The organism is Faecalicatena contorta (assembly GCF_003149105.1).
Classification (GTDB): Bacteria; Bacillota; Clostridia; order Lachnospirales; family Lachnospiraceae; genus Muricomes; species Muricomes contortus_C.
Genome location: NZ_QGDS01000013.1, coordinates 1 through 14,627, shown reverse-complemented (window position 1 = coordinate 14,627; position 14,627 = coordinate 1). Strand labels below are relative to the sequence as shown.

The following is a 14,627-nucleotide window of genomic DNA, read 5'->3' as shown; positions in this document are numbered from 1 at the left end:
GTCTTTTACTCTTCCTTCTTTTTCCGGTTATACTGATTCATTGCTGCTTTTATATCCCCGGCGGTTATCATTTCCACAGCATGTGCCGCAGATCTGCAGCCCTCTTCTATCAGCTCATGCTCTGCTTTCGTAAAATGCCCCAGCACATAATCTGCCAAATCATATCTGGGAGGCTTTTCACCTACCCCCATTTTAATTCTGGGGAAAACCTGCCCTCCTAAGTGGGCAATAATATTCTTAATTCCATTATGTCCGCCTGCACTTCCTTTTTCACGGATTCTAAGTGCCCCTACATCAAGGCTGACATCATCATAAATGACAATCAGTTCCTGCTCCACATCTATTTTATAATATTCCACAAGACTGATAATACTTTCTCCGCTCAGGTTCATATAAGTCTGCGGCTTTGCCAGGATGACCTTTTGTCCGCCGATAATTCCCTTTCCTATAAAAGCGCGGTGTTTTTTTATGTCTACAGCTATATTGTATTTTTCCGCAATGGAATCTATCACTTCAAATCCCACATTATGTCTTGTACCTTCATATTGTTTATCCGGATTTCCCAGACCTGCTATGATATACATATCCTTCACCTCTTGCTTATGCAGCTTAGCTTGGTCTTTTCAAGCTTTAGCTGCAAAGTACATCCTGTCGACTTGCTTATACTACTTAGTGAGGTTCTTTCGAACTTAGCAGTATGGTTGTTTCCTTAGTGACATGGATGTTTTCTTGTTTCTTATCCATTTTACAGTAGGGCACTCTATTTGTCACGCAAAACTCACGAATATTTTTCTATTTCCTGTCATACACTTATAAAAAGTGAAATGGGCAGTTTTTTTTCTCTGTTTCCATTATCCAGAACTAAAATGACTACACGGGAGGTCTCTTCAATGGGTTCCAAAACTAAAATTATCGTTCTGCACATGAAAGAAATTATCTATACTACTGTCTTCGTGGCACTTGGCATACTGCTGGTAATTTTACTGGTTGTCATGTTCCGCCCGGGAGGGAAGGATAAAGGTGCAGACGCGAAAAAACAATACACTCCGGGCATCTATACTTCCACGCTGACCTTAAACAACACAAATCTCGAAGTTGAAGTGTCGGTAGATGAGGCTCATATTAACTCTATACGCTTTTCCAATCTGGATGAGGCTATGACGACTGTATTCCCGCTTATCCAGCCTGCAATTGAGGATATCGCCGATCAGGTCTATGACAAACAATCTCTGGAGGATATATCCCTCTCCAAAGATACACCTTATACATCACAGGTAATACTGGATGCAATAAAAGAGGCCATAGCAAAAGCCGCAGTGAAATGATACTGCGGCTTTTATTTTTATGTAATAGGAAACTTCGTTTCCTATTACATAACCCCCTGACCGGGAATCGCACTGGGTTGACAAAGAAGGTGTTGCTATCGCAACCCACCCCAGACAAAGAATCTTGCTTGCAGGATTCTTTCTTGTCCCATTGCTTATAAAACTTTTCAGAATATTATCCTTCCACAATCAGATACCGGCCGCCTGGAAGTGCAAAAACCTCGGAAGCGTCTTCCAGTTCTTCGTCTGACATTGTGTCCACATCAATTCCACTTTCCTCGAAATATTCCCTTACTTCTTTGAAGGAGCCAACTACTACTGCCATACAGTCTTCCAGAAAAGCTTCGGCTTCCTCCAATGTTCCCGCTACCGGTTCATCAAATAATTGAGCTTGCTTCTTTAAAAATGTGATCAGGCACTCCTCATCATATTCATTCATGACTTTCCACCTCCTAAGTTTCACGAATCCATTTTAGAATTTCTTCCGGAGCATCTGCAATCACTCCGGCTCCTGCTGCCTCAAGTGCCGCCCTGCCCCTAAAGCCCCAGGATGCCCCAATGGTCATCATCTTCGCTGCCGTACCGGTTGCAATATCCACCTCTGAATCTCCGATGTAGATAGTTTCCTCCGGTCTGGCCCCCAGTTCCCCGGCAATCTTAAGTGCCGCGGATGGATCAGGCTTTCTGGGTATGCCTGCCTTCTGTCCCTGAATCCACTGAAAAGTATCTTTTCCAAAAATCTCTTCTGCTACACGGACAGTTTGTCTGTCAGGCTTGTTGGACAACACTGCCAGGCGAATACCTAAAGCCTTCATTTCTCTTAACAGCTCAGGGATTCCGTCATAGGATATTACATGATATGTGCAGTTGGCATCAAATATACGACCATATATTTCCATGGCTTCATCAATCCGCTGCAGATTTTCCTGTCCGCCTGCCAGCAGCGCCTTTTCCATCAACCGTCTGGCGCCCTCACCTACAAATATGCGGCACTCTTCTCTGGAAACCGGTGGAAGTTCCATCTCTTTCAATGTCTCATTTACAGAAAAAGTTAGAGAATCCAGCGTATCCACCAAGGTTCCGTCTAAGTCAAAAATGCAAATTTTATACATGGTTCCTCTCCATTTTCACTTTATTCTATATTTATCATAGTATAAAGTCGTGAAAATGTAAATATCAAGTTGCCATAAGGAAGTTTAAGGGAAGTTCTTTTCGCTAAGTTCATCTTTCTCTGCTGCTTGGAAAGGAAGTTCTTTTCGCTAAGCTCGTAAAAGACCTCGCTAATCTCAAAGAACGACCTACGTGCTAAGCTCGAAAATACCTCGCTAATCACTATCGGTCACCCCAATAGATATTGTTTCATTACTTTTAGGGCGTTTTTTTCCAGTCTGCTGACCTGTGCCTGGGATATTTTTATCTCTTCTGCTACTTCCATCTGGGTTTTGCCTTCGAAAAACCGCAGGGTAATTATATAGCGTTCCCGCTCATTCAGACGCTCCATAGCTGCCTCAAGTGACAATTCTTCCACCCAGTTTTCTTCTTTGTTCTTTCTGTCACTGACCTGATCCATAACATAGAGTGTGTCCCCGCCCTCATTATAAACCGGTTCATGCAGACTCATGGGCATCTGGATTGCATCCAGGGCAAACACAATATCTTCCTTGGAGATTCCGATTTCCTCCGCAATTTCCTGGACAGTAGGCTCTTTTAAGTGTTTCTTCATGTATCCTTCTTTTGCATAAATTGCCTTATATGCTGTATCACGCAGAGAGCGGCTGACCCGGATGGAATTATTGTCCCTCAGGTATCTGCGTACTTCCCCAATAATCATAGGTACGGCATAAGTTGAAAATTTCACCAGCCTGTCAGGGTCAAAATTGTCTACCGCCTTCATTAACCCCACGCACCCGATCTGGAATAAATCGTCTGCATTTTCATTGCTGTTGGAAAACCGCTTAATCACGCTCAGGACCAGCCTTAAATTTCCTTTGATATACTCTTCCCTTGCTTCTTCGTCCCCCGCTTTGATACGAGTAAACAAAGCCTCCTTCTCTTCTTCTTTCAAGAGTGGAAGCTTCGCTGTATTCACGCCACATAGTTCAACTTTATTCAGAGCCATAATGAGAATCCTCCTAGATGAAAAATTTTAATCTAGTAAAATGATTCTCAATCCATGCACTGGTTATTCCCAGTCTGAGGAAATTTTAGAAAGTTTTAGACCTTGACAAATACTGTCTATTTAAAAATGGCCGCATATCTCCCCATAGCAATCTGGCCTTCGATCCCTGAATAACCCCCATTCCAGCCGCTCTTGCCTGATTTTTTCAAAATCAAATTCTGCAAGCAAAATTTTTGTCCCACTTTTTTTTGCACAACATAAAATATCACCGGTTTCATCTGTAATAAAACTGCTTCCATAAAATTCCAAGACAGAATTTTGTTCTGCATTTTCTGCGCATGGTTCTACAGTTTCTACGCCATATCTGTTGGCTGCCGCCACTGGGACAATATTTGCCGCCGCATGGCCCTGCATGGTTCTCATCCAGTGACCGGAGCTGTCGCAATCCAATATAGGCTCACTGCCAATAGCAGTTGGATATAGAATCACATCTGCCCCTTTTAAAGCCAGGCACCGGGCAGTCTCTGGAAACCACTGGTCCCAGCAGATTCCCACACCGATTTTTCCATACCTCGTATCCCACACGGTAAATCCGGTATCTCCCGGAGTAAAATAAAATTTCTCCTGATAAAAGTGGTCGTCCGGAATATGAGTTTTGCGGTAAACTCCAAGCAGACTCCCATCTGCGTCCACTACTGCTGCGGAGTTGTATAATACATTTCCTGACTTTTCATAAAAACTGACAATAATAACCAGTGCCAGTTCCTGGGCCAGCTCCCGCATCCTGCATACTGCCGGATTCTCCTCTGCGCTTAGTGCATAACTATAATATCCATACTGTCTTTCCTGACAAAAATACTGCCGCTCAAATAATTCGGGCAAAAGTATAATCTGCCCGCCCATATCTGCTGCCTGACGTACATACTTTTCCGCGTTTTCTATATTCTGCCGCACTTCCTTTGTACACTGCATCTGGATAACGGCAACTGTTGTTTTGCTCATTGCATTTCTCCTTTTGGTATCTGCTGGGTAATGCAGTGGATATTCCCTCCGCCCAGCAGGATGATACGGCTGTCAATTCCTGTAATTTTACGTCCGGGACAAATACGCCTCAGAATGTCCAAGGCACGCCTGTCACTTTCCTTATTCTCCCCGCCAAACTGGGGGACTATTACAGAATCATTCGTAAAATAAAAGTTCACATAACTGGCAGCAAGCCTTTCCCCTGCCTCTCTGATGTCTTCCCCAATCTCAAACTCATATTTGTCCACGTCCTCTTTCCTGACACAGACGGGAACCTCCGGTATAGGCAGCTTGTGAACCACCAGTTTCCGCCCTTTGGCATCTTCTTGTGCTTCCAGATAGTTCAGGCAGGCCTTTGAGAGTTCGTACTGCTCATCTTCAGAGTTATCGGTCCAGGCCAGAACAACCTCACCCGGGGCAGTAAAAGCACAGACATTATCCACATGCTCATTGGTTTCGTCCCTGGAAATTCCCCTGGGAAGCCACAGAACCTTTTCAGCGCCCAGATAATCTTTTAGCTTCTGCTCTATCTGCTCTTTGGAAAGACCGGGATTTCTGCCGCTGCTTAACATACAGCTTTCTGTAACCAGAACTGTTCCCTCACCGTCAGAATGGATGGAACCTCCTTCCAGCACAAAGTCCCCGGCATCATAGCAGGAACAATCCAAAGCAGCACAAACCTTTTCTGCTACGACATTATCTTTTTCCCACGAAGCATACAAGCCGTCCTCTTCTCCACCCCATGCATTGAACTTCCAGTTCACGCCCCGGACATGTAAACCATCTGTCAGAAAGGTAGGACATACATCTCTTGCCCATGCATCGTCACTGTCTATGGTCAGCAGGACGATTTCCTGACCGGGCTTTCCTCCCTTCGTTTTTTCAACTGCACTCCGGGCCTCTTCTATATGTTCGTTATCTGCCAATACGTAAACTTTTTCACCTTTGGATATCTCATGAATCATCCTGCAAAATGCCTCCTGGGCTTCTGCCGGATCTTTCCCCCAACTGCCCGGGCGCACCGGCCAGATTACCAAAGTGCCTGCATGGGGGGCAAATTCCGCCGGCATATGATATCCGTCTTTTTTAGGTAAGCTGTCTAATATCTTCATCAGGATAAGCGCTCCTTAAAATCTTTATAATCAAATCGCCTGACAAGTTCACATTCTCCATTTTTGCGGAGCAATGCAATATCCGGGAGGGGCATTCCATTGAAGGTGTTATTTTTCACCATAGTGTAGATTGCCATATCCTCAAATACAAGTCTGTCGCCAATTTCAGGCCGGACATCAAAGCTGTATTCTCCTATGATATCTCCCGCAAGGCAGGTTCTTGAGCCGAGCTTACAGGTAACTGCCCGTTCTCCCGGCAGTCCGCTGTTTCTCAAGGGAGGCCGGTAGGGCATTTCCAGCACATCAGGCATATGGCAGGCTGCAGATCCATCCAAAATAAGAGCAGGAGTTTCCCATTCCACAATATCCATCACTTCTGTAATAAAATATCCTGCATCCAGGGCAATGGCTTCTCCCGGCTCTAAATATACCTTTACCTTGTATGTGTCCTGAATTCTGCAAATTAATGTCTCCAGCACCTCTCTGTCATATCCCGGCTTCGTAATATGATGTCCGCCTCCCAGGTTCAGCCATTTGATTTGGTGAAGGTATTTGCCAAACTTCTTTTCTACTGTCTCAAAGGTCTCAATTAAAGGCGCTGCATCCTGTTCACACAAAGTATGGATATGCAGCCCTTCCACTCCCCTTGGCAATTCCCGGGGAAACTGGGACAAACGAATTCCCAGACGCGAGCCTGGAGCACAAGGATCATAAATTTCATGATCCTCCTGTGTAGAATGTTCCGGATTCACCCGAAGTCCTACACTGACTGGTGACGTTTCCCATATCTTTCTGTGTTTTTCTAGCTGTGAAATAGAATTAAAGCTGATATGGCCGCAAATTGTGCAAAGTTCCTTCATTTCCGCCTCTGTATATGCAGGGGAAAACACATGGTTCTCACCGCCCATCTCTTCTGCCCCCAGTCTTGCCTCATATAATCCGCTGGCAGTTGCCCCTGCCAGGTATTTTCTAATCAAAGGGTAAACCTTATACATGGAAAATGCCTTTTGTGCCAGCAAAATCCGGCATCCGGTATTCTGTTGTACTTCTCCCAGTATCTGAAGATTTTCCTCCAGCTTCTTCTCATCCACCAAATAAACCGGCGTTTTTAATTCCTCTATCTTCATTTTTTATTCCACCGTCATTGGATGTTCTTCTACCACCCAGGGCAGCCCATATTGATTCAACATATCCATAAATGGGTCGGGATCCAGTTCCTCCAGATTCACCGCACCTTTCTTATCCCAGATTCCCTCTGCAACCAGCGCAGTTCCAATCATAGCCGGAACTCCTGTTGTATAACTGATTGCCTGACTGCCTACCTCTTTGTAGCATTCCTGGTGGTCACACACATTATAGATATAAATAGTTCTCTCTTTTCCATCTTTGATACCGGTATAAATACAGCCAATATTTGTTTTACCCTTTGTGCGGGGGCCCAATGTAGCAGGATCAGGCAGCAATGCCTTTAAAAACTGAATAGGAACAATTTCTTTTCCGTCAAATTCAATGGGACTGGTGGATAGCATTCCTACATTTTCCAGACATTTCATATGGGTCAGATAACTTTCCCCAAAAGTCATGAAAAATCGGATACGCTTCACACCCGGTATATTCTTTGCTAACGATTCGATTTCTTCGTGATGAAGGAGGTACATATCCTTTTCACCTACCTGTGGGAACTCATAAGTCCTCTTGATTTCCATTGGCTCTGTCTCCACCCAGTGTCCGTTCTCCCAGTAGCTTCCGTTGGCAGAGACTTCACGGAGGTTGATTTCAGGATTGAAGTTGGTGGCAAAGGGATAGCCGTGATCACCTCCGTTACAGTCCAAAATATCGATGGTGTGTATTTCATCAAAATAATGTTTCTGTGCGTAAGCAGTAAAAACACTGGTTACCCCCGGGTCAAATCCTGAACCTAAAACGGCTGTCAGGTTCTTTTCCCGGAATTTTTCAGCGTAATCCCACTGCCAGCTATAGTCAAAATATGCAGTGAATCCTTTTTCCCTGCAGCGCTTTTCATAAACCTCGCGCCACTTTGGATCATCTGTATTCTCCGGCTCATAATTGGCAGTGTCAATATAATTCACACCACACTCCAGACAGGCCTCCATAATTGTAAGGTCCTGATAGGGCAGTGCCAGGTTTAAAACCACCTCTGGTTTATATTCTTTAATAAGGGAAACCACTTCTCCTACACAATCTGCATCTACATAGGCCGTTGTTAATTTTACAGAGGTTTTTCCCTCCAGCTTTTCTTTCAAAGCATCACACTTTTCTTTTGTCCTGCTTGCAATACAAAGCTCCGTGAATACACTCTCATTCTGACAGCATTTCTGAATTGCTACAGACGCAACACCACCACAGCCGATTACTAATACTCTGCTCATTTTAAACTTCCTCCTCTTCTAACAAATCCTCCACATACCTGGGAAGCATAAATGCGCCCATATGCAGATTGGTTGTATAATAACTTGTTTTTATCTCTCTTTTCTTCCACCTTTTAGCATCCATGTCTTTAATTGGATGGTACTTTCGTGAGGCAAACCCAAACAGCCAGTAGCCTGCCGGACAGGTGGGGATATGGGCTTGGTATACCCTGTTAATTGGAAAACTGCGGTACGCCTTTCTATGCATAATCCGGCAGCTATCTTCGTCCTCGTCATAAAAAGGACTGCCATGCTGGTAAACCATAATGCCGTCTTCATGAAGTGCCTGGAAACAGCTTCCATAAAATTCCTTTGTAAACAGCCCTGCCGCATGCCCCAGGGGGTCCGTACAGTCATTGATAATCAAATCATAGGCATCCTGTCTGGAACGCAGGAATTTTAACCCGTCCTCATAATACATGGAGACCCGGGCATCATCCAGCCCATTGGCATCTTCCGGGAAGTGCTCCCGACAGGCATATACAAATAACTGGTCCGGCTCCACCACATCAATATGCTCTATTTCCCCATAATAAGACAATTCTCTGGCAACACCGCCATCCCCTCCGCCGATGACCAGTACATTTCTGACACGGGGATGTACCGCCATAGGCACATGCACAATCATCTCATCATAAATAAATTCATCCTGTTCTGTGAAAATTATATTTCCGTTAGAAGTCAGCACTTTTCCAAATTCAGGGGTTTCAAAAATATCAATCCTTTGGAATTCACTCTGCGCACTGAACAACTGCTGCTCCACCCGGATAGAGATTTTCACGTTATTCGTATGCATCTCACTTACCCAGAAATCCATTTTCTTATCCCTCCTTTAAAACATTTAGCCTGGAAAGGTCGGGACTTTCAGGTCCCTGCATGGAACATCCCTTTTCCTTTGCAAACTGGATATAATCCGTCAGCTCCTTTGTAATCTGCTCCCCAGGTGCCAGAATCGGGATTCCCGGAGGATAGCACATCACAAATTCCCCGGATACTCTTCCTGCAGTCTCTTCAATGGGAAGACTTTCTTTCTCTGCATAAAATGCCGCCTGAGGTGTGGTTACAACTTTAGGAGCAATATATTCCGCCAGGAATACATTTTTCTTAGGCTCTTTGTAAAGCCTTTTGATATCTGCCAACGCCCCAACCAGGCGCTCAATATCCTGAATCCTGTCCCCAATGGAAATGTAAGCAAGAATATTACTGATATCCCCGAACTCAATCTGAATATCATACTCATCCCGCAGCAAATCATATACTTCAATTCCCGCCAGACCGATATCTCTCGTATAAACAGCCAGCTTGGTCACATCAAAGTCAAAAATACTGCCTCCATTCTTCAGTTCAGAGCCATAGGCATAGTAGCCCCCGATGCCGTTGATTTCTTCTCTGGCGTACTGCGCCATCTGGGCTACTTTTGCAAAAGTCTCTTCCCCTCTGAGGGCAAGATTCCTTCTGGAAATATCCAGACTGGACATGAGCAGATAGGAAGCACTGGTTGTCTGGGTCAGATTAATAATCTGCCCCACATAACGGGCATTCATTCCCGGACCTGTAAGAAGCAGGGAACTCTGGGTCAGGCTTCCTCCCGATTTGTGCATGGACACCGCCGCCATATCCGCACCGGCTTCCATTCCAGAGCAGGGTAAATCCTTTCCAAAATACAAATGGGTCCCGTGGGCCTCATCCGCCAGCACAAGCATACCATGCTTATGTGCTATTTTTACAATACTCCTGATATCAGAGCATATTCCGTAGTATGTCGGATTATTTACAAACACTGCCGAAGCGTCCGGGTGCTCCTTGATTGCCTTTTCCACATCCTCCAACTCCATACCCAGCGGAATACCCAGCATCTGATCCACCTTTGGGTCTATATATACCGGAATGGCACCACAAAGTACCAAAGCATTAATCACGCTCTTGTGTACATTTCTGGGCAATATGATTTTGTCCCCCGCTTTACACGCTGAAAGTATCATGGTCTGGACAGAAGAAGTAGTTCCTCCCACCATCAGGAAGGCGTGGGCTGCCCCAAACGCATCTGCTGCCAGCTCCTCCGCTTCTTTTATAACGGACACTGGATGACAGAGATTATCCAGCGGTTTCATGGAATTCACATCAATCCCTACACATTTTTCTCCTAATAATTCTACCAGCTCCGGGTTTCCCCTGCCTCTTTTATGGCCGGGTACATCAAAGGGAACCACCCTCTTTTTTCGGAAGCGTTCAAGTGCACTGTAAATTGGTGCCTGTAATTGTCGTTTTTGATTCATTCTTCCACCTCCCATATCTGTGAAGCGCGGCATAAAAAAACAGATAGTGCGCAAAAGCAGCACTACCTGTTATATACATCATGTTCCGAAATTTTCTTATCGTATTTCACAAATAAAATAATCCGCACAGTGTATACAGTAATCTTTGTCCTCTCATCAGAGCTTATACAGCAAATATACTTTTACTACTCCTCTATTGAACATTTCACAAGTGGTATGCATTTGCAAGGTTATAATTAACCAGCTTATAAAACTGAGCTTTTAACTCGATCAATATGTGGCGCTATATCACCACCCGCGGCAGCGGCCAGCCCTGTCCGATGAGCTTTAGACAGAATCACTGTCTGGCCTATATTTGCATGATAGTTCCGATTACAGTATCTATGCATGACACAATCATTTTAGCATATATGGCATAAAAGTCAAGGGTTTTCTACTTCCAGCTATCCCATTTATCCGCCAGATTATGAATCTGACTTTCAAACTTTGCTTTATCTTTATTGGCAATTCCCTCATTCTTATAAATAACGTCCAACAGACGTCTGCCCGCTGCAAGTAGTCTTTCAAATGCCGCATCTGCACGTTTTTGAGCAGGCTTCTTTGCTTTCACAGGTATGCGGACACCTTCACTTACAACTTCATTTGACGCCAGGTCGGCCTCAGCGCTTGGAAATGGAGCCCACGCCGGATGTCCCAGTCTTTCCTGTATGGTATTGGCAAATTCCTCCGCCACCGTATCCTCACCGTGTACTACAAATACCCTCTCAATTGGCGTCTTGAATCCCCCCAGCCAATCCAGCAGCCCGTTCATATCCGCATGACCGCTGACACCATGAAGGCTGGCAATCCTGGCATGTACTTCGATTGGTTCACCGAAAAGCTTCACATTTTTCTCACCGTCCAAAATCCTTCTGCCCAGAGTTCCATTGGCCTGATAACCAACAAACAAAATGGTGCATTCTTCCCTCCACAGGTTATGTTTCAGATGATGCCTGATACGTCCTGCATCACACATACCGGAGGCAGATATGATAACCTTTGGTTTTTGGATGAAATTAATCATCTTGGAATCCTCACTAGTGACAGATGTCTTCAGCCCTGGAAATATAAGAGGATTGATTCCTGCATTGACCAGCTGAAGCGCCTCCTCGTCAAAACATTCCTTCATATTTTTTGTAAAAATCTTTGTTGCCTCAATGGCCAGCGGGCTATCCAGATACACCTCAAAGTCAGGATATTCTTTCAACAGATTCTGCTCTTTTACTTCCCGGATAAGATATAATAATTCCTGGGTCCTGCCCACCGCAAAAGAAGGAATGACTACATTACCTTTCTTATCAAAGGTCTCCCTTACAATTTGAACAAATTCTTTTACATAATCAATGTCTTCCCGGGAATGAACACGGTTTCCATAAGTGGATTCAACCACAACATAATCTGCAGACTCCGTATAGCTGGGGTCTTTTATAATAGGCTGGTTAATGTTTCCCACATCTCCCGAAAATACGATTTTCTTCGTAACATCTCTCTCGGTAATCCACACTTCAATACTGGCAGAACCAAGTAAATGCCCAACGTCCGTAAAGCGTACTTCAATACCATCACACAACCGGATACGTTCCCGGTATTGACAGGGGACAATCCGCTCAATTGCATCCAGTGCATCCTGGAGCACATAAATTGGCTCATACACAGGCTGCCCTGCACGGCGCCCTTTCCTGTTGCGCCATTCTGCTTCAAACTCCTGGATGTGCGCACTATCTCTAAGCATAATATTGCACAAATCCGCAGTAGCATATGTGGTAATTATCTGTCCCTGAAAGCCCTTCTTTGTCAACAAAGGCAATAATCCTGAATGGTCAATATGCGCATGGGTTAAAAGTACGTAGTCAACCTCTGACTCTGCAATTGGAAGCCCCGGATTCTCATACAAATCAGGCCCCTGCTCCATACCATAATCCACTAAAATATTCTTTCCTGCCGCCTGTAATAGATGGCAGCTTCCCGTTACTTCATGAGCTGCTCCGATAAATTTCAGTTTCATAAGCCTTTCCTCCCCTTAGTTCGTACTTCATGTAATCATTATATACCTGTCCCACTCCCTATTACAAGCAAAAAAATCTGGTCTTGCAATGACTTTTGATTGCAAAACCAGGTTCATAATTACATCTCAATCAACTAGCCTGAACATTAGTCGTTCAAGAAGTATACCTTATCATTTCTCTTTTTAATCTCTGCATAATCTTTTTCTCCAGCCTGGATATATATGACTGAGAAATTCCCAGCAAATCTGCTACTTCCTTCTGGGTTTTTTCTTCCCCGTCGGGATGGTCCAGCCCAAAACGCATTTTTACAATCAGCTTTTCTCTGCTGGATAGTTTATTGATTGCTTTTATTAACAGCTTACGCTCTGCCTCATTCTCCAGATCCTTATATATGGTATCCTCCTCTGTGCCAAGTATATCTGACAAAAGAAGTTCGTTTCCGTCCCAATCCACGTTCAGCGGTTCATCTATGGATACTTCCATTTTTGTCTTGCTGTTCCTGCGCAGATACATCAAAATTTCATTTTCAATACAACGGGACGCATATGTGGCAAGCTTGATATTTTTTGTAGGGTTAAAGGTATTGATGGCTTTAATCAATCCAATGGTACCAATTGAAATCAAATCCTCCACGCCCACACCCGTATTATCAAATTTTTTTGCTATGTATACAACCAGCCGCAGATTATGCTCTATCAAAAGCTTCTTTGCCTCCTGGTCATATTCTGAACCGAGATGTTGTATCACCTCTGTTTCCCGCTCAGTCTCCAGCGGGGCCGGCAGCACCTCGGATCCTCCAATATAATGTATTTCTTTATGATTTGGAAAGAAAATACTTCTGATGTCTGGTATTACTTTTAGTTTAAACTGCTGGGGTACTGCTACTTTTACAACCATTTTATATGCCTCCTAATAGGTCCGGATTTAAAATCATCTGATACTCTTCTTGTTCTGAAACACGCTCCTCACAAACTCCAATGACCGGATTTTCTATCCATCGTTCTTCTTCCAGATGGACACACATTTTCTTTATACGGAATACGGGCATAATACTTTCTTTCCCTACCGTTCTGTATGGTATGTAACGAAATCCGTTTTGCGCATCTTTATCTGTCAATATAGCTTTTGCCAGAGCCTGGTCTATTACACTCACCGGCTCTTTCGATACATTGTCTTTCAAACTATTTCCGGTGTCGATTAATGCCTTTACTCTCTGCTCACCTGCACCGGTATATAATGTAATCTCGCATAATTTTTTCTGCAGCTCTTTTTGCCCTGTAAGAAATCTCCAGATTCCTTTTATCAGGTAATAACAGCCGACAGCAGAAGCAAAAAACAGGCTTCCTACCCGCACGTATGGATGAAGTGCCTGCAGAATTCCTCCAAACAAGAAGGATGCGATATACAACAGACCAAATGCTTTCCAAAATTGTTTCTTTCCTTTGACTCTCAATCCAGTTTTAATCATTATTGTATTGATAATTGCGTGGAATATAATAAATTTTATAACGGCTGGCACCGGTATGGCTATTACAGCACATGTCAGTCCTGCGCCGACAGCTCCGCCTAAATAAATACGTCCATGTGTGGTAGAACATTTCAGCATCTGATTCACGGTCAGGAGCAAAAGGGAGTCCATCATAAAATTTACAAGAAATAACACGTCTATGTATAATTCATAGTACATGCTCCACCCTCTTTCTCGTTGGTACTAAATCGATTTGGCACTCAAGCAAGACTTATTATAAATGGATTGGCCCTGAAATTTTGTCAGATGATGACGGGGAAAACGAGAATTGTTTCGACACAAAGCAGGACAAGAAAGATTCCTATAATAGAACAAAGAGTTTGCAAAGCAAACTCTTGCGCCTGCGGCGGTCGCATAGCGACATCTACCTTTTACGCCGCAGTGCGCATCCCCCGGAGGGTTTTTATGTAATAGGTAAAGCACTTTCCTATTACATAAAAGGGTTTGTCAAGTAAAATGTGTAAATTTTGATTTTTTATAATACCGGTGTTCATGCACCGGTATTTTCATGAGTTCAGCCTTGCTTTCTCCCCGTCAACGGGGGCGGCCCATTTTAGGGTACCACAATCAGACCATCCGTATATGATGGTGGTTGTTAGATTCTTAGACTCTTTCATATTTTCGAATTCTTGGCTGGATTTTCGGATCTACATCCAACTGGTTTCTCACCAGTGCCCAGCTATGTACATGACCTCCTTCCCATTTCTTATATAGCTCTGTTATTCGCAGATACAGCAGTTTTAGCAATGCGTTCTCGTTCGGAAATGCTC

Annotated in this window: 14 protein-coding genes and 1 pseudogene; 1 reads left to right on the top strand and 14 read right to left on the bottom strand. The window is 44.1% G+C overall.

Translation table 11 applies throughout. From position 1 onward, the window contains the following. Positions 1-5: 5 nt before the first annotated feature. Positions 6-584: an aminoacyl-tRNA hydrolase gene (gene pth / locus A8805_RS16930; protein WP_109713336.1), complete on the bottom strand. Its 579-nt coding sequence runs from the start codon at positions 582-584 to the stop codon at positions 6-8. A gap of 306 nt (positions 585-890) precedes the next feature. Here pth and A8805_RS16925 point away from each other — a divergent pair, with 306 nt between their 5' ends. Next, positions 891-1,325 (top strand): hypothetical protein, encoded by a 435-nt coding sequence (locus A8805_RS16925; RefSeq protein ID WP_109713334.1) that lies wholly within the window; start codon positions 891-893, stop codon positions 1,323-1,325. 175 nt (positions 1,326-1,500) lie between these two features. Here A8805_RS16925 and A8805_RS16920 read toward each other — a convergent pair whose 3' ends face one another. From A8805_RS16920 to A8805_RS23160, 13 genes and pseudogenes are all read right to left on the bottom strand, one after another. Beyond that, positions 1,501-1,764, bottom strand: coding sequence for a glyoxalase (locus A8805_RS16920; RefSeq protein WP_109713332.1), 264 nt, complete (start codon positions 1,762-1,764; stop codon positions 1,501-1,503). Between the two features lie 13 nt (positions 1,765-1,777). Further along, positions 1,778-2,437, bottom strand: coding sequence for an HAD family hydrolase (locus A8805_RS16915; RefSeq protein WP_109713330.1), 660 nt, complete (start codon positions 2,435-2,437; stop codon positions 1,778-1,780). Between the two features lie 227 nt (positions 2,438-2,664). After that, complete coding sequence (gene sigG / locus A8805_RS16910; protein ID WP_109713328.1) at positions 2,665-3,444, bottom strand: RNA polymerase sporulation sigma factor SigG; 780 nt, start codon at positions 3,442-3,444, stop codon at positions 2,665-2,667. A 120-nt stretch (positions 3,445-3,564) separates the two neighbouring features. After that, positions 3,565-4,446, bottom strand: coding sequence for an N-carbamoylputrescine amidase (gene aguB / locus A8805_RS16905; RefSeq protein ID WP_109713326.1), 882 nt, complete (start codon positions 4,444-4,446; stop codon positions 3,565-3,567). Then, positions 4,443-5,579 (bottom strand): agmatine deiminase, encoded by a 1,137-nt coding sequence (aguA, locus tag A8805_RS16900; RefSeq protein ID WP_109713324.1) that lies wholly within the window; start codon positions 5,577-5,579, stop codon positions 4,443-4,445. Before aguA ends, aguB begins: the two co-directional genes overlap by 4 nt. Continuing rightward, the gene (gene nspC / locus A8805_RS16895; protein WP_109713322.1) at positions 5,579-6,706 is read right to left on the bottom strand and encodes a carboxynorspermidine decarboxylase; all 1,128 of its coding nucleotides are present in this window, start codon (positions 6,704-6,706) and stop codon (positions 5,579-5,581) included. The genes aguA and nspC overlap by 1 nt, the downstream gene beginning before the upstream one ends. A gap of 3 nt (positions 6,707-6,709) precedes the next feature. Further along, positions 6,710-7,969 carry a saccharopine dehydrogenase family protein gene (locus A8805_RS16890; RefSeq protein ID WP_109713320.1) on the bottom strand — a complete coding sequence of 420 codons (1,260 nt, stop codon included), beginning with the start codon at positions 7,967-7,969 and terminating at the stop codon, positions 6,710-6,712. Between the two features lies 1 nt (position 7,970). Next, positions 7,971-8,825 carry a polyamine aminopropyltransferase gene (gene speE / locus A8805_RS16885; RefSeq protein ID WP_109713318.1) on the bottom strand — a complete coding sequence of 285 codons (855 nt, stop codon included), beginning with the start codon at positions 8,823-8,825 and terminating at the stop codon, positions 7,971-7,973. Positions 8,826-8,829: 4 nt separating this feature from the next. After that, positions 8,830-10,284 (bottom strand): aminotransferase class I/II-fold pyridoxal phosphate-dependent enzyme, encoded by a 1,455-nt coding sequence (locus A8805_RS16880; protein ID WP_109713316.1) that lies wholly within the window; start codon positions 10,282-10,284, stop codon positions 8,830-8,832. A 433-nt stretch (positions 10,285-10,717) separates the two neighbouring features. Then, positions 10,718-12,328, bottom strand: a complete 1,611-nt coding sequence (locus A8805_RS16875; RefSeq protein ID WP_109713314.1) for an MBL fold metallo-hydrolase RNA specificity domain-containing protein — start codon at positions 12,326-12,328, stop codon at positions 10,718-10,720. Between the two features lie 154 nt (positions 12,329-12,482). Beyond that, positions 12,483-13,226, bottom strand: a complete 744-nt coding sequence (gene sigE, locus A8805_RS16870; protein ID WP_109713312.1) for an RNA polymerase sporulation sigma factor SigE — start codon at positions 13,224-13,226, stop codon at positions 12,483-12,485. A gap of 1 nt (position 13,227) precedes the next feature. Beyond that, positions 13,228-14,016 (bottom strand): sigma-E processing peptidase SpoIIGA, encoded by a 789-nt coding sequence (locus tag A8805_RS16865; RefSeq protein WP_109713310.1) that lies wholly within the window; start codon positions 14,014-14,016, stop codon positions 13,228-13,230. 444 nt (positions 14,017-14,460) lie between these two features. Then, positions 14,461-14,627: pseudogene (locus A8805_RS23160) on the bottom strand (IS256 family transposase); the annotation flags it as partial.

Bases quoted from the DNA above. Each gene is read 5' to 3' on its own strand.
- aguB (WP_109713326.1), bottom strand. From the start codon at position 4,446: ATGAGCAAAACAACAGTTGCCGTTATCCAGATGCAGTGTACAAAGGAA.
- sigG (WP_109713328.1), bottom strand. From the start codon at position 3,444: ATGGCTCTGAATAAAGTTGAACTATGTGGCGTGAATACAGCGAAGCTT.
- sigE (WP_109713312.1), bottom strand. From the start codon at position 13,226: ATGGTTGTAAAAGTAGCAGTACCCCAGCAGTTTAAACTAAAAGTAATA.
- A8805_RS16915 (WP_109713330.1), bottom strand. From the start codon at position 2,437: ATGTATAAAATTTGCATTTTTGACTTAGACGGAACCTTGGTGGATACG.
- pth (WP_109713336.1), bottom strand. From the start codon at position 584: ATGTATATCATAGCAGGTCTGGGAAATCCGGATAAACAATATGAAGGT.
- A8805_RS16865 (WP_109713310.1), bottom strand. From the start codon at position 14,016: ATGTACTATGAATTATACATAGACGTGTTATTTCTTGTAAATTTTATG.
- A8805_RS16880 (WP_109713316.1), bottom strand. From the start codon at position 10,284: ATGAATCAAAAACGACAATTACAGGCACCAATTTACAGTGCACTTGAA.
- aguA (WP_109713324.1), bottom strand. From the start codon at position 5,579: ATGAAGATATTAGACAGCTTACCTAAAAAAGACGGATATCATATGCCG.
- A8805_RS16925 (WP_109713334.1), top strand. From the start codon at position 891: ATGGGTTCCAAAACTAAAATTATCGTTCTGCACATGAAAGAAATTATC.
- nspC (WP_109713322.1), bottom strand. From the start codon at position 6,706: ATGAAGATAGAGGAATTAAAAACGCCGGTTTATTTGGTGGATGAGAAG.
- A8805_RS16920 (WP_109713332.1), bottom strand. From the start codon at position 1,764: ATGAATGAATATGATGAGGAGTGCCTGATCACATTTTTAAAGAAGCAA.
- speE (WP_109713318.1), bottom strand. From the start codon at position 8,825: ATGGATTTCTGGGTAAGTGAGATGCATACGAATAACGTGAAAATCTCT.
- A8805_RS16875 (WP_109713314.1), bottom strand. From the start codon at position 12,328: ATGAAACTGAAATTTATCGGAGCAGCTCATGAAGTAACGGGAAGCTGC.
- A8805_RS16890 (WP_109713320.1), bottom strand. From the start codon at position 7,969: ATGAGCAGAGTATTAGTAATCGGCTGTGGTGGTGTTGCGTCTGTAGCA.